This window comes from Sphaerisporangium sp. NPDC004334 (genome assembly GCF_053602655.1).
This window is the reverse complement of sequence record NZ_JBSGDZ010000006.1, coordinates 247386-262428: the sequence shown is the minus strand read 5'-3', so window position 1 is coordinate 262428 and position 15043 is coordinate 247386. Positions and strand designations below refer to the sequence as shown.

General features: G+C 73.1%; 13 protein-coding genes. 9 read left to right on the top strand and 4 right to left on the bottom strand.

Features of this window, described 5'->3' with window-relative positions; translation table 11 throughout:
• The first annotated feature begins 19 nt into the window (after window positions 1-19).
• From rbfA to dapB, 9 genes are all read left to right on the top strand, one after another.
• A complete protein-coding gene (gene rbfA / locus ACWEN6_RS09685) occupies window positions 20-520 on the top strand; it encodes a 30S ribosome-binding factor RbfA (protein ID WP_452569892.1) in 501 nt (166 codons plus the stop codon).
• Window positions 520-1542: a DHH family phosphoesterase gene (locus ACWEN6_RS09680; RefSeq protein WP_452569805.1), complete on the top strand. Its 1023-nt coding sequence runs from the start codon at window positions 520-522 to the stop codon at window positions 1540-1542. The genes rbfA and ACWEN6_RS09680 overlap by 1 nt, the downstream gene beginning before the upstream one ends.
• A gap of 54 nt (window positions 1543-1596) precedes the next feature.
• Window positions 1597-2580, top strand: coding sequence for a tRNA pseudouridine(55) synthase TruB (gene truB, locus ACWEN6_RS09675; protein WP_452569804.1), 984 nt, complete (start codon window positions 1597-1599; stop codon window positions 2578-2580).
• An 8-nt stretch (window positions 2581-2588) separates the two neighbouring features.
• Window positions 2589-3698 (top strand): pyridoxal-phosphate dependent enzyme, encoded by a 1110-nt coding sequence (locus tag ACWEN6_RS09670; protein WP_452569803.1) that lies wholly within the window; start codon window positions 2589-2591, stop codon window positions 3696-3698.
• A 248-nt stretch (window positions 3699-3946) separates the two neighbouring features.
• Window positions 3947-4900, top strand: a complete 954-nt coding sequence (locus tag ACWEN6_RS09665) for a bifunctional riboflavin kinase/FAD synthetase (RefSeq protein ID WP_354835245.1) — start codon at window positions 3947-3949, stop codon at window positions 4898-4900.
• A 242-nt stretch (window positions 4901-5142) separates the two neighbouring features.
• Complete coding sequence (rpsO, locus tag ACWEN6_RS09660; protein WP_354835243.1) at window positions 5143-5412, top strand: 30S ribosomal protein S15; 270 nt, start codon at window positions 5143-5145, stop codon at window positions 5410-5412.
• A 404-nt stretch (window positions 5413-5816) separates the two neighbouring features.
• A complete protein-coding gene (locus tag ACWEN6_RS09655; protein WP_452569802.1) occupies window positions 5817-8162 on the top strand; it encodes a polyribonucleotide nucleotidyltransferase in 2346 nt (781 codons plus the stop codon).
• Window positions 8159-9469 carry a M16 family metallopeptidase gene (locus tag ACWEN6_RS09650; RefSeq protein ID WP_380823966.1) on the top strand — a complete coding sequence of 437 codons (1311 nt, stop codon included), beginning with the start codon at window positions 8159-8161 and terminating at the stop codon, window positions 9467-9469. The genes ACWEN6_RS09655 and ACWEN6_RS09650 overlap by 4 nt, the downstream gene beginning before the upstream one ends.
• A 302-nt stretch (window positions 9470-9771) precedes the next feature.
• On the top strand, window positions 9772-10509 hold the full coding sequence (gene dapB, locus ACWEN6_RS09645) for a 4-hydroxy-tetrahydrodipicolinate reductase (protein WP_452569801.1): 738 nt from the start codon (window positions 9772-9774) through the stop codon (window positions 10507-10509).
• A 165-nt stretch (window positions 10510-10674) separates the two neighbouring features.
• Here dapB and ACWEN6_RS09640 read toward each other — a convergent pair whose 3' ends face one another.
• The 4 genes from ACWEN6_RS09640 to ACWEN6_RS09625 all read right to left on the bottom strand — a co-directional run bounded on the left by ACWEN6_RS09640 (window position 10675) and on the right by ACWEN6_RS09625 (window position 14924).
• Window positions 10675-11544 (bottom strand): 1,4-dihydroxy-2-naphthoate polyprenyltransferase, encoded by an 870-nt coding sequence (locus ACWEN6_RS09640; protein ID WP_452569800.1) that lies wholly within the window; start codon window positions 11542-11544, stop codon window positions 10675-10677.
• A 237-nt stretch (window positions 11545-11781) separates the two neighbouring features.
• Window positions 11782-12366: an N-acetyltransferase family protein gene (locus tag ACWEN6_RS09635; RefSeq protein WP_452569799.1), complete on the bottom strand. Its 585-nt coding sequence runs from the start codon at window positions 12364-12366 to the stop codon at window positions 11782-11784.
• Between the two features lie 94 nt (window positions 12367-12460).
• On the bottom strand, window positions 12461-13459 hold the full coding sequence (locus tag ACWEN6_RS09630) for a CGNR zinc finger domain-containing protein (protein WP_452569798.1): 999 nt from the start codon (window positions 13457-13459) through the stop codon (window positions 12461-12463).
• Window positions 13460-13505: 46 nt separating this feature from the next.
• Entirely contained in the window at window positions 13506-14924 is a 1419-nt protein-coding gene (locus tag ACWEN6_RS09625; protein ID WP_452569797.1) for an aminotransferase-like domain-containing protein, read from the bottom strand.
• Between the last annotated feature and the right edge of the window lie 119 nt (window positions 14925-15043).

Below are 15043 nucleotides of genomic sequence, written 5' to 3'. Positions count from 1 at the left end.
AGTAAAGAGGGGGAGCGCGATCGTGGACGCAGCACGCGCCCGCAAACTTGCGGACCGCATTCAGCAGGTCGTCGCCGAGATGCTGGAGCGGCGGATCAAGGATCCCCGCCTCGGCTTCGTGACGGTGACCGACACCCGCATCACCGCCGACCTCCGTGACGCGACGGTGTTCTACACCGTGTTCGGCTCCGAGGCCGAGCGCGCCGACACCGCCGCGGCCCTGGAAAGCGCGAAGGGGATCATCCGTGCGGAGGTCGGCCGCCAGACCGGCGTGCGGTTCACCCCGACCCTGACCTTCAGCCACGACCCTCTGCCCGACAGCGCCCGCCACCTCGACGAGCTGCTCGCCGAGGCCAAGGCCCGGGACGAGGAGATCGCCAAGCGCGCGCAGGGCGCCGTGCACGCCGGCGAGCCCGACCCCTACCGCAAGCCGGGCGACGAAGAGAGCCCGGACGGCCAGGAGCCGCCAGTGGGGGTGGAGGCAGAGTCGCACGACCGGGCGGGGCGTTCGGCGCAGTGATGCCCAGCACGCACACCGGCGATCCCGTGCCCGCGGTGCGCGAGGAGGACTGGCGCCGGGCCGTCGCCCTCATCTCAGGCGCGCGCGAGGTGGCGCTGATCTGCCACGTGACCCCTGACGGCGACGCCCTGGGCTCCATGCTCGGCTTCGGCATGGCGCTGCGGCGGGCGGGCAAGCACGTGGTGGCCTCCTTCGGCGACCGCCACTTCGCCGTGCCTCGCCTGCTGCGCTTCCTCCCCGGCCAGGACCTTCTGGTGGAGCCGGCGGCCTACCCCGCCGAGCCCGACCTGATGATCAGCTTCGACGTCCCCACCATCGACCGGCTCGGCCTGCTCGCCCCCCACGCGGGCAAGGCCGCCGAACTGATCGTCATCGACCACCACCCCTCCAACACCGGGTTCGGCAGCGTCCCCATCGTCGACCCCCGTGCCGCCTCGACGTCCATGCTGGTCGAGGAGCTGATGGCCCGGCTCGGCTACGAGCTCGACCGCGACGTCGCCACCTGCCTCTACACAGGCCTGGTCACCGACACCGGCTCCTTCAAGCACTCCTCCACCACGCCGGCCGTGCACGAGATGGCGGCGCGGCTGGTGGCGACGGGCCTGCGCACCGACGAGATCGCCCGCGAGCTGTGGGACCGCTCCCCGTTCTGCTACCTCAAGCTCCTCGGCACGGTCCTCGGCCGCGTCCGGCTCGACCAGGACGCCGCCGCGGGCGCCGGCATGGTGTGGACCTACGTGTCCCGCGTCGACCGGGCCGCCTACTGCCTGCCCTACGAGGAGGTCGAGGGCATCATCGACGTCATCCGCCGCACCGACGAGCCGGACGTCGCCGTCGTGCTCAAGGAGGACGACGACGGGGCCTGGCAGGTCTCCACCCGGTCCAAGGGAGGAGTGGACGTCGGCCGTGCCTGCACGGCCCTGGGAGGCGGCGGTCACGTCCGGGCGGCGGGCTTCACCTCCCGCGACACCCCCGAGGAGACCATCGCCAAGCTGTGCGCGCTCCTCGGCCCGAAGAGCTGAGCGGCGCCCCGCCCGTTCCCTTCCACCCGCAGACGAGACATCGAGGATGTGCCGATGAGTACGGCCGGCAGCGAGCCGAGCCCCCTGGCGGGCAGCGAGCCGATCACCCTGACGGCCGGTGAGCCGGGTGCTCCGGCAGCCAGAGGGACGCGCGAGAAGCGTCCCGCGCCGCCCAGCGGGCTGGTCATCGTGGACAAGCCGGCCGGCTGGACCTCCCACGACGTCGTGGGCCGGATGCGGCGCCTGGCCGGCACCCGCCGCGTCGGCCACGCGGGCACCCTGGACCCGATGGCCACCGGGGTGCTGGTGGTGGGCGTCGAGAAGGCCACACGGCTGCTCGGCCACCTGGCGCTCACCGAGAAGGGCTACGACGCCACGATCCGGCTCGGGGTCACCACCAACACCGACGACGCCGAGGGCGAGATCCTGGCCGAGGTCGCGGCGGGCCAGGTGACCGACGAGGCGATCCACGCGGGCGTCGCCGCGCTCACCGGGCCGATAGAGCAGGTCCCGCCGCAGGTCAGCGCGATCAAGGTGAACGGCGAGCGCGCCTACAAGCGGGCCAGGGCCGGCGAGGAGGTCGAGCTGCGGGCCCGCCCGGTGACCGTCCACGCCTTCGAGATCACCGCCGTGCGGCGCGAGGGCGACGCGGTCGAGGTGGACGCCTCGGTGCGGTGCACCAGCGGCACCTACATCCGTTCGCTGGCCCGCGACCTCGGCGCCGCGCTCGGCGTCGGCGGTCACCTGACCCGCCTGCGCCGCACCCGCGTCGGCCCCTACGACCTGTCGGTGGCGCGCACCCTGGACGAGCTCGCGCAGGACTGCGTGATCCTGCCGATGGCCGAGGCGGTCGCGGCGGCGTTCCCGCGCATGGACGTCTCGGCCGAGGACGCCCGGCTCATCGGCCACGGCGGCCGGCTCGCCTCGGCGGGTCTGGGAAGCGGCCCGATCGGCGTTTTCGGCCCGGACGGCGCCCTTCTCGCCCTGGTCGAGGAGCGCGGCCGCTCGGTCAAGCCTCTCGCCGTCTTCGTCCCCTGAGGTGCCCGTTGACGCGTGATCTGCCGGACTACGTGTGCGCCTGCGGCCGTTCCAGCGTTCCCTCGGCCCGCCGGTGGCGGTGCGACTGCGGAGGAACGCTGGACCTCGCGCCCGTCCCGCTCGCCTGGAACCCCCGCCCCGGCGACCACTCCCTGTGGCGTTACCGGGACGCCATCGCCGTGCCCGGCCGGGAGCTGAGCCTGGGCGAGGGCATGACGCCGCTGGTCGACGCCGCCCTCGACGGCGAGCCCGGCGTGCGGCTGAAGCTCGAGTACGCCTCGCCGACCGGTTCGTTCAAGGACCGCGGGGCGGTCATGCTGGTGGCGCTCGCCCGCCTGCTCGGCGCCGACCGGCTGGTCGCCGACAGCAGCGGCAACGCGGGCACGGCCGTGGCGGCGTACGCGGCCCGCGCGGGCGTCCCGGCCGAGATCTTCGTGCCGGCCGGCACCAGCGAGAAGAAGCTCCACCAGATCAGAGGGCACGGCGCCCGGGTGACCGTGGTGGAGGGGACCCGCGAGGACACCGCCCGCGCCGCCGCCGGCCACGTGGAACGTACCGGAGCCTTCTACGCCAGCCACGTGTACAACCCCTACTTCTACGAAGGCACCAAGACCTACGCCTTCGAGCTGTTCGAGCAGCTCGGCGGGAGGGTCCCCGGCACGGTGGTCCTGCCGGCGGGCAACGGCACACTGGTGATCGGCGCCCACCTCGGGTTCGCCGCCCTGCGCGAGGCGGGCCTCGCCGACCGGGTGCCGCGCATCGTCGCCGTGCAGGCCGAGCGGTGCGCGCCGCTCGCCGCGGCGTTCGCCGCCGGGCGCGCCGAGGTGGCGCCGGTGGCCTCCGGGCCGACGGTGGCCGAGGGCATCGCCATCGCGGCGCCCGCCCGCGGCGCGCGCATCCTCGCGGCCGTCCGCGCCACCGGCGGCGCCGTGGTCACCGTGTCCGAGCAGGAGGTCGCCGGCTCGCACGCCGCCCTGGCCGCCCGGGGGCTGTGGGTGGAGCCCACGGCGGCGGTGGCGTACGCGGCGGTGCGCCGGTTGCGCGCCGAGGGCTCGCCCTACGCCGAGGGGGAGGTCGTGGCGCCGCTGTGCGGCTCGGGGCTCAAGGCGTCCCTCTGAGCCCGTTCGGCGCGCACGACGCCCGGCCGCGCGGCGCCGGAGACCCTGGGCCGGCGCCTGCACCCGGCCGTCGGGGCGCCCGCACCCGGCCGTCGCGGTGTCCGCACCCGGCCGTCGCGGTGTCCGCGAGCCGGGGCCGTCGCCCGGCGGGCCCGCCGCTGGGCTACCCTCGTCCCCGTGCGGGGAAAATGCCCTCCGCGCATGGCAGGCTTGGATGAGCGCGACCATCACCAAGGAACGAGGTCGAGGTGCAGGGCTGGCACGGACTCGACGACGTGCCCGGAGACTGGGGCAGGTCCGTCATCACGATCGGGGTGTTCGACGGTGTGCACCAAGGTCATCAGCGCATGGTCGAACGTGCCGTCGCCATGGCGGCCGACCTGGGGGCCGCCTCCGTGGCGATCACGTTCGACCCCCATCCGGACGAGGTGGTCAGGCCGGGCACCCACCCGCCCCGGCTGAGCACGGCGCGGCACCGCATCGAACTGCTGGGCGCGCTCGGCGTGGACGCCGTGTGCGTGCTGCCGTTCACGCTGGAGTTCTCGCAGATGAGCCCGGACGAGTTCGTCCAGGCGGTGCTCGTCGACCGCCTGCACGCCGCCGGGGTCGTCGTGGGGGAGAACTTCCGCTTCGGCCACAAGGCCGCGGGCGACATCGAGACGCTCCGCCAGCTCGGTGAGAAGTACGACTTCGTGGCCGAAGGGGTTCCGCTGGTGAGCAACGGCGAGGCGATCTCCTCCAGCATGATCCGAGAGCTGCTCGCCTCGGGCGACGTCGAGGGCGCCGCGGTGGCGCTCGGCCGGCCGCACCGCGTCGAGGGCGTCGTCGTGCGCGGCCATCAGCGCGGCAGGGCGCTGCTCGGCTTCCCGACGGCCAACGTCGAGTCGCCCTCGTTCACCGCCATCCCGGCCGACGGGGTCTACGCGGGGTGGCTCGAGTGCACCCAGTCGCCCTCCCCGTACGAGGGCGAACGGTGGCCGGCGGCCATCTCCATCGGCACCAACCCGACCTTCGAGGGCGTGGAGCGCACCGTCGAGGCCTACGCCCTCGACCGCGACGACCTCGACCTGTACGGGGCGCACGTGGTGGTCGACTTCACGGCCCGGCTGCGCGACACGCTGAAGTTCGACTCCATCGACGCGCTGATCGACCAGATGCGCCACGACGTCGACCAGGCGCGCCGGCTGCTCACCGGCCCCTGACCCGTGCGCCGCGGCCCGGCGCCGCGACCCGGCCGCGGCCCGGCGCCGCGGCCGGTCGGCCGCGCCCTGTTCGCGGGCCTGTTCGCGCATTGAACGCGCCGGTCTCGCGGCGATGGTAGCCTGACGTGTCGGCTCGGTCGCGGCTTCGCGCTGCCCGCCGACCTGTTACGGCGACTGTAGGCACACACGGTCGTGCGTAGTTCCGAATCTGAGGTGTGCCCGTAGACAGTTGAAGGAGAGCCGTGTCGCTCGACACCGCCGCCAAGAAGACGATCATCGACGAGTACGGGACCGGAGACGGTGACACCGGGTCCCCCGAGGTGCAGATCGCGCTGCTCAGCAAGCGCATCAGCGAGCTCACCGAGCACCTCAAGACCCACAAGCACGACCACCACAGCCGCCGGGGGCTCCTGCTGCTGGTCGGCCGGCGCCGGCGCCTGCTCAAGTACCTCATGAGCAAGGACATCACGCGCTACCGCACCCTGATCGAGCGGCTCGGCCTGCGCCGATAGTCTGGGAGGGAGCGGCTCCGCGCCGCTCCCTCTCTCATATCAGGGCAAAGGCCGCCTGATATGGAGAAACGGGTCGGCGCGTCCCGTGCGACGGGCGCCGTTTCCGAGCACACTGGCCTGACGAGACAACTGAACAGCCGAGAAAGTGCCCCGCGTCCGCACAGCACAGCAACGCGCGTCCCGTGACGCCTGCGGGCCGGTCCTCGGTAGTGGCTTCCGGATGCCGACGGCGAATGCGCCGCGCAGTCCGGGTGCTTCGATCGAAGACCGGCGCTGCACATGACGGGGAGCCGGCATAACGGAGCCAGGCACGAGCCCGCCGACCGCGACGAGAAACCGGTCGGCCCGGCGAGTGCCTGAGTGCGCGACAACACGGACGCGGGCGACCGAAGAGGAGGTCCCCCGTGGAGGGTGTCCACAGCACGGAAGCCGTGATCGACAACGGCTCGTTCGGCACGCGTACCATCCGGTTCGAGACCGGGCGGCTCGCGCGCCAGGCGGCGGGAAGCGCCGTCGTCTACCTTGACGACGACACTATGGTCCTGTCCGCCACCACCGCGTCCAAGCATCCGAAGGAGAGCCTGGACTTCTTCCCGCTCACCGTCGACGTCGAGGAGCGGATGTACGCCGCGGGCCGCATCCCCGGCTCGTTCTTCCGCCGTGAGGGGCGGCCGTCCGAGGACGCCATCCTCACCTGCCGCCTGATCGACCGCCCGCTGCGCCCGTCCTTCGTCAAGGGCCTGCGCAACGAGGTGCAGGTCGTGGCGACGATCATGGCCCTCAACCCCGACCACCTGTACGACGTGGTGGCGATCAACGCGGCCAGCCTGTCCACCCAGCTCGCCGGACTGCCGTTCTCCGGCCCGATCGGCGGCGTGCGCGTCGCGCTGATCAGCGGCCAGTGGGTGGCCTTCCCGACCCACTCCGAGCTGGAGGGCGCGACCTTCGACATGGTCGTCGCCGGCCGGGTGCTCGAGGACGGCGACGTCGCGATCATGATGGTCGAGGCCGAGTCCACCCGCGACACCCTCAAGCTGGTCGCCGACGGCGCGGTCGCTCCGAACGAGGAGACCGTCGCCGCGGGCCTGGAGGCCGCCAAGCCCTTCATCAAGGTGCTTTGCGAGGCGCAGGCCAAGATCGCTCAGGTCGCCGCCAAGGAGACCGCGCAGTTCCCGATCTTCCTGGACTACCAGGAGGACGCCTACGAGGCCGTCGCCGGGGCCGTCAAGAGCGAGCTGGCCTCCGCGCTGACCATCGCGGGCAAGAAGGAGCGCGAGACCGAGCTCGACCGGGTCAAGACCCTTGCCCTGGAGAAGGTCGGCTCCGACTTCGAGGGTCGCGAGAAGGAGATCTCCGCCGCCTTCCGCTCGCTGACCAAGAAGCTCATGCGCGAGCGGGTCATCAGCGAGGGCGTCCGCATCGACGGCCGCGGCACCAAGGACATCCGCCAGCTCAGCGCCGAGGTCCAGGTGGTCCCGCGGGTCCACGGCTCGGCCCTGTTCGAGCGCGGTGAGACCCAGATCCTGGGCATCACCACGCTGAACATGCTGCGCATGGAGCAGATGATCGACACGCTCAACCCCGAGCGCACCAAGCGGTACATGCACAACTACAACTTCCCGCCGTACTCCACCGGTGAGACCGGCCGCGTGGGTTCGCCCAAGCGCCGGGAGATCGGCCACGGCGCGCTCGCCGAGCGGGCGCTGCTTCCGGTGCTGCCCACGCGCGAGGAGTTCCCGTACGCCATCCGCCAGGTGTCGGAGGCGCTCAGCTCCAACGGCTCGACCAGCATGGGCTCGGTCTGCGCCTCGACCATGGCCCTGTTGGACGCGGGCGTCCCGCTGAAGGAGATGGTCGCGGGCATCGCCATGGGCCTCATCGGCGAGGGCGACCAGTACGTCACCCTGACCGACATCCTCGGGGCCGAGGACGCCATGGGCGACATGGACTTCAAGGTCGCCGGCACCCGTGAGCTCATCACCGCCCTGCAGCTCGACACCAAGCTCGACGGCATCCCGGCCTCGGTGCTGGCCGGCGCGCTCAAGCAGGCCAGGGCGGCGCGGCTGGCGATCCTCGACGTGATGCAGGAGGCGATCGACTCCCCGGCGGAGATGAACCCGACCGCGCCGCGCATCATCACCATCAAGGTTCCGGTCGACAAGATCGGCGAGGTCATCGGCCCCAAGGGCAAGATGATCAACCAGATCCAGGACGACACCGGCGCCGAGATCACCATCGAGGACGACGGCACGATCTACATCGGGGCGACCGACGGGCCGTCGGCCGAGGCCGCGCGGACGACGATCAACTCGATCGCCAACCCGCACATGCCCGAGATCGGCGAGCGCTACCTGGGCACGGTCGTCAAGATCGCCGCCTTCGGCGCGTTCATCAGCCTGCTGCCCGGCAAGGACGGCCTGCTGCACGTCTCGCAGATCCGCAAGCTGCACGGCGGCAAGCGCATCGAGAACGTCGAGGACGTCATGAACGTCGGCGACAAGGTCCAGGTGGAGATCGCCGAGATCGACTCGCGCGGCAAGCTGTCCCTGGTGCCGGTGGAGGTCATCGAGAAGGAGGCCGCGGCCAAGGCCGAGAGCGGCGACGACGTCGAGGACGCGCCGCACGCCGACGCCGAGCCGCGCGAGGACCGTCCGGAGCGCGGTGAGCGTTCCGAGCGTTCCGAGCGCTCCGGCGGCGACCGGCCGCGCCGTTCCCGCACCCGAGGCGGACGGGACGACCGCAACTCGTGACGACCACCACTCTGCACCCCGGCAAGGACGGCGCCGGAGTCGTCCGGCGCACCGTCCTCCCAGGTGGGCTCCGAGTGGTGACCGAGACCATGCCGACCGTGCGATCCGTCGCGGTCGGCATGTGGGTCGGCATCGGCTCGCGTGACGAGGCCCCCGAGCACACGGGGGCCACCCACTTCCTCGAGCACCTGCTGTTCAAGGGCACTCCCACCCGCGACGCGCTGGAGATCTCCGCGGCGATCGAGGGCATCGGCGGCGAGATCAACGCCTTCACCGCCAAGGAGTACACCTGCTACTACGCGCGGGTGCTCGACGAGGATCTCCCGCTGGCCATCGACGTGCTCGCCGACGTGGTGACCTCCTCCCTGGTCACCGCCGAGGACGTCGAGTCCGAGCGCGGGGTGATCCTGGAGGAGATCGCCATGCACGACGACGACCCCTCGGACGTCGTGCACGAGCAGTTCTCCGCCGAGCTGTACGGCGACACCCCCATCGGGCGGCCCATCCTCGGCTCGGTCGAGTCGATCAACGAGCTGTCGCGCGACCGCATCGCCGAGTACTACCAGAGCTACTACCGGCCCCCGCACACCGTCGTGTCGGTGTGCGGCAACATCACCCACGAGCGCGTGGTCGAGCTGGTGGCCGCGGCCTACCAGCGGGCGGGCGCCCTTGGCGGCTCGGCCGAGCCGGCCGCCCCGCGCCTGTCCGGCCCGGGAGCCGCGCCCCGCGCGGGCGTCCGGGTCGTCGACCGGCCGACCGAGCAGGCCAACCTGGTCCTGGGCACCACCGCCTACGCGCGCACCGACGACCGCCGCTTCGCCCTGGGCGTCCTGAACGCCGCCCTGGGCGGAGGCATGTCGTCGCGGCTGTTCCAGGAGATCCGCGAGAAGCGCGGGCTGGCCTACTCGGCCTACAGCTACACCGCGCAGTACGCCGACACCGGCCAGTTCGGCATCTACGTCGGCTGCCTGCCCGGCAAGGCCGACGACGTGCTGAAGATCTGCCGCGAGGAGATCGCCCGCGTCGTCGCCGAGAGCTTCACCGAGGAGGAGCTCCAGCGAGGCAAGGGCCAGATGCGCGGCGGCCTGGTCCTCGGCCTGGAGGACACCGGCTCGCGCATGTCCCGCATCGGCAAGAGCGAGCTGGTGTACGACACGCTGATGCCGGTGGACGAGGTCCTGGCCCGCATCGAGGCGGTCACCCCCGACCAGGTCGACGCGGTGGCCAAGGAGATCCTGACCCAGCCCCTCACCCTGGCCGTCATCGGCCCCTACGGCGACAAGGACTTCAGCTCCTTCATCGCCTGACCTGCCACACCCGAGGATGCCCCGCCTGCGCACGACCGGCGGGGCATCCTCATCGTTTCCGGCCCTCTCCCTTCCCCGAGCCATCGCGGGCCTGGTGATCAGACGGGCGCCGGTGATGCGCGTTCGCCGGGTGTGGTGCTCTCTCCGTCCTGGCCGGGTTTCTTCCCGGCGCCGGGTCGGTGGGGTGGTGTGCGGCGGAGTCGGCGCCGTCGTATGGCGCGGGAGGTGGCGCAGTGGCCGCGGGGTTCGCGGAGGCCGGTCTCCGGAATGGCGCGGTGGTGGTGGCGGTACGCTTGGGGCTCGTGATCAGGGTTGGGGTTCTGGGCGCCCGTGGGCGCGTCGGCGTGGAAGTCTGCAAGGCCGTGCACGCGGCCGACGACATGGAGCTGGTGGCGGCGGTCGACGCCGGCGACGACATCGAGGGGCTGTCCGCCGCCGAGGTGGTCGTCGACTTCACCCATCCCGACGTGGTCATGGACAACCTCAGGTGGTGCGTCGAGCACGGCGTCCACCCCGTGGTCGGCACCACCGGCTTCGACGCCGGGCGGTTGGCGACCGTCCGGGGCTGGCTGGAGGCCAACCCCGGGGTCAACGCGCTGATCGCCCCCAACTTCGGCATCGCCGCCGTGCTGATGATGCACTTCGCCCAGCAGGCCGCGCGCTACTTCGACTCCGTCGAGATCGTCGAGCTGCACCACCCGAACAAGGCCGACGCACCCTCCGGCACGGCCCGCCGCACGGCCGAGCTGGTCGCCGAGGCGCGCCGCGCGGCCGGCCTCGGCGCCATGCCCGACGCCACCACCGCCGAGCTCCCCGGGGCGCGCGGCGCCGACGTCGAGGGAGTGCGGGTGCACGGGGTCCGCCTGGCCGGTCTGATCGCCCATCAGGAGGTCCTGCTCGGTGGCGATGGCGAGATCCTGACGATCCGTCACGACACCATGAACCGCTCGTCGTTCACCCCGGGCGTCCTGCTCGGCGTCCGCCGCGTCCGTGACCTGCCCGGCCTCACCGTCGGCCTGGAGCACCTGCTCGACCTGTGACCGTCCGGCGTGCCGGGCCCCGGCAGCCGGTGGAAGGGGAAGCTGCGGCGGCTCTTGGCGGTGGCCGTGAGACCGGCCTGGCGGCGTCCCCAGGCACCGTAGAGCGGCATTCAGCCCTCGGGGCGGGATTCCTACCTATAACGGGTCATACGCCGTCCTAGCCGCTTACAGGGCGAGCCCGATCGTGAACAAAAGGCCGAAGGCGAGCTGCAGGCGCCCGGTCTGCTGCAGCGTGGCGATCAGGGCCGGCCCCGTCGCACCGTCCCGCACCGCCCGCACGGGCATCAGCGCCAGGGGCAGCGCCAGCACGGTGAGCGCCGTGAAGGGGCGTGCGAATGCCAGGGCCAGCGCGACGGCGAAGGGCAGCAGCAGGCAGCCGGCGTACAGCGTGCGGGTGCGCGCGTCGCCGAGCACGACGGCGAGCGTGCGCTTGCCGGCCGGGCCGTCGGTGGCGATGTCGCGCAGGTTGTTGACCACCAGAAGCGCGCAGGCCAGCAGCCCCACCGGTACGGCCGCCGCGACCGCGAGCCAGGGCAGGGACTCAAGCTGGACGTAGGTCGTGCCCGCGACCGCCACCAGGCCGAAGAAGACGAAGACCGAGATCTCGCCGAAGGCCCGGTAGCCGTACGGGCGCGAGCCTCCGGTGTAGAACCACGCGGCGGCGATCGCCAGCGCCCCCACGGCGAGCAGCCACCAGGCGCCGGTCGCGACGACCAGCGCGAGCCCGGCCACGGCGGCGGCCAGGAAGCATCCCAGCGCGGCGAGCAGCACCGAGCGAGGGGCGGCGACGCGGGAGCCGACCAGCCGCAGCGGCCCGACGCGCTGCTCGTCGGTGCCGCGCACGCCGTCGCTGTAGTCGTTGGCGTAGTTGACGCCTACCTGCAGGACCAGCGCGACGAACAGGGCGAGCAGCGCCCGCCACCAGACCGCTCCGCCGTAGGAGATGGCCACCCCCGTGCCGACGGCGACGGGGACCACCGCGGCGGGGAGGGTGCGGGGCCGTGCCCCCGCGAGCCACTGAGCGGGTGTCGCCAACGTCGCCTCTTCCACGAGTCCGGTCCTGCGCGGCCTGGCCTCCACGGTGGTACGCGCGCGCCGGAGCCGCCCAGGAAAGTGCCTATGCAGGGTAAATCATGATGACTCCATGACCAGCGCCGGGGTGCCGGCCACACCACATCCGACCGCCCCGCCGGGCCGCTGCGGCACGCTCCGGCGGGTGCGCATGGAGGAGTGGATGCCGGTCGGGACGGGGGCGCCGGCTGGGGGGATCGGTCAGCCGATGTCGGTGGTCATGCGGATCATGCGCACGGCGCGGTCCATCTCCAGGATGCGCTCGGCTTCGTCGGGGCCCCAGCCGGCCGAGGACAGGAAGTCGAGCATCGCCTTGTCCTCGGCGAAGACCCAGGTGACGACCGTGGTGAAGCCGTCCTCGCGGAGGTGGTCCACGGTGGCGTTCAGCAGCCTGCTGCCGTGCCCGCGGCGGGTGTGGCCGGGGTCGACGAGCAGCGTGAGCAGCTCGGCGGTGGTCGCCGGATCGAGATCGGGATCCTCGGCGGGCCCGTGGGAGGCCAGCCCGACCACGCGCTGCCCGCCGGGCTCGGCGTGCCCCTCGGCGAGGGAGGTCAGCGGGTCGTCGGTCTCGACCGCGACCAGCACCCGGTGGCGCGGAGAGGGAGGCGAGACCACGGCCTCATCCCACTGGCGGTTCCAGATCTCCTGGGACGCCGGGCCGGTCATCTGCTCCAGCGGCCCCTCGGGCAGGACGTCGCGGTAGGCCGCCTTCCACGCCCGGATCTGAGTGCCCGTCACCGCCGGGACGTCCTCGCGCCGCGCCGCGCGCACCCCAACGTCAGCCATCGGGCCGCCCCCTTCTCCTCCGGTTTCCAACACCGTATCGGGACCCGTGCCCACCGGTGACCCGTGGGCCTCGGCGAACCGCGGCGGGGAGGCCTCAGGAGGGGAGAGGGGCGTGCCGGCGGCGTCTGGCGCGGTAGGCGCGGGTCTTGGTGCGGTTGCCGCAGACCCGCATGGAGCACCACGAACGCGAGCGGTTCTTGGAGGCGTCGATGAACGCCCACTGGCAGGAATCCTCGGCGCATACCTTCAGGCGCGGCCAGCCGCCCTCGGCGTGCGCCCGCAGGATGGCCGCGGCGAGCATCCCGACGCCTCGGGCCGCGCCGGTGCCCAGCGGCTCGGCGACGGGGACCCGCTCCGCGCCGAGCCTGACCCGCAGAGGCAGCGCCGCCAGCGCCCCCTCCAGTTCGCCCGGCATCGCGTCAGGCCCGACCGGCGTCTCGCCCAGGCCGGCCCCTGCGCCGAGGTCGTCCGCTGCGCCGAGGTCGTCTGCCGCGTCGAGGTCAACGGCCCCGTCGAGGTCTGCGGTCGGACCGGGGTCATCGGCCGCGTCGAGGTACGCGGTCGGACCGGGGTCGGCGGTTGGGCCAGGGGTGGCGGTCGCGCCGGGGGCCACGGTTGCGCCGAGGTCTTGGGTCGGGCCGAGCTCTCCGGTCATGCCAGGATCTCCGGTCGGGCCGGGGGCGGCGGTCGGGCCGGGATCGGGGGGTGCGCCGTAGTCCGTGGTCGGGCTGAGGGCGCCCGTCGCGTCCGGGCCGGCGGGCGGGTGGAGGTCGTTCCGTGCCGGGTTCCATCCGGCGGGCGGGTGGAGGTCGTTTCGTGCCGGGTCCGGTTCGGCGGGTGCAGGAGTCTGCGCGGTGTCCTGCCCGGCGAGGCGCGGATGCCCGGGCGGGCGCTGGCGCAGCGCCGTGCGCAGCCCTTCGCGCAGGGCGATCGCGAGCGCCCAGTCATCGTCCACCGCGCGGTCGGTCGCGGAGATGAGGCCGCGCTCGCGCAGCCAGACGGCCAGCTCGGCGGGGGAGGCCAGTTCGTCTGTGTCCGCTTCGGCGTCGTAGGTGTTCATGAAGTCGCGGAGCAGCTCGACGGGCCCGTCCATGCGACCACTGTAGGGCAGCCTCCGGTACGGTCCGCCTGCGCCGGGCTCAGCCGGACCCCGGCGCGAGCTGGGCGTCCAGCGTCGCGCCGAGGCGACGGACGCCCTCGGCCAGCTCGGCGACATGGGCGGCGGCGATGTGGGTGACCCGGATGTGCGGGCAGGGTGGTTCGGCGGAGTGGTAGATCGCCCCTGGGCTGACCAGGACCCCGGCGCGCTGGGCGGACTCGACGAGCGCCGTCTCGTCGACGTCCTGGGGGAGCCGCACCCACAGGTGGAGCCCGCCCGGGGGCATGTAGGGCACGCGCGCGGAGGGCAGGTGGCGGGCCAGGGCGGAGGCCAGCGCGTCACGCCGCACCGCCAGCTCTGCCGTCACCGCCGCCCGGTGACGCCGCCAGGCGGGGGAGCCGAGCAGCTCCAGCGCGGTCTCCTGCAGGGGGCGGGCGACGAAGAACGACTCCACGAGCTGGGCGGCTCGCAGCCGCCGCGCCGCCGGGCCCCGCGCGATCACCGCGGCCACCCGCAGGCTCGGCGCGGTGACCTTGCTGAGCGAGTTGACGTGCACGACGGTGCCGTGGGCGTCCATGGTGACCAGCGGCGGCGGGACGGGGCTCGTGGCCAGGTAGCGCGCGTAGTCGTCCTCGATCACGAACGCCCCGGCGGCCCTTGCCACGGCGAGGACCTGGCCGCGGCGTTCGGCCGACAGCACCACGCCGGTGGGGTTGTGCAGGGTCGGCTGGCAGTAGAACACCCGCGCGCCGGTGACGGCGAACGCCTCGGCCAGCAGGTCGGGACGCACTCCGGCGGCGTCCATCGGCACGGCTACCGCTCGCAGCCCGGCGGCGCGGGCGGCGGCCAGCGCTCCGGGGTAGGTGGGCGTCTCGACCAGCATCGCGGCGCCGGGCGCGGACAGGGCGCGAAAGGCATGGGTCAGCGCGGCCTGCCCGCCGCTGACGATCAGTACGTCGGCGTGGGTGACACCGCCGCCCACCTCGGCGGCGAACCAGCGCCGCAGCTCGGCCAGGCCGTTCAACGGCGGGATCGCCCAGGCGTCCGCGCGGCGCACGGCGCGGACGGCGGCGTTCGCCAGGGCCTTGGACGGGCGCAGCCCCGGGTGGAGGTAGCCGCCGGCCAGCGGGATGACGCCCTCGGGAGGCGGGGTGAGCAGTCCGGCGACCGCCGCGTCGTCGACGGACCGGTCGCCAAGCGAGACCGTCTGCCATGACAGGTCGGTGGCCTCTCCGGTCGTCGCGGCGACGGAGGGCGCGACGAAGGCGCCGCTCCCCGGACGGGTGACGACCCTGCCTTCGGCCGCGAGCGCCGCCAGCGCCCGGGACACGGTGACGGGGCTGACCTTGTGGCGTCGCACCAGCTCGCGGCTGGACGGCAACCGGTCGCCCGGCCGCAGCCGCGCCGCCTCCTCGCGCAGCGATGCGGCGATCCGGACGATACTGCTATCGTCATTCATGAAAGGCAACAGTAGCGCTACTGCTCGAACGGCAGTAGCGATCCCCCTTGGTCTGCTCCGCTCTTGGCGCAGGCCCACCGGCGACCAGAGCGACGTCCCCCGAGCGGCGGCGGCGGGAG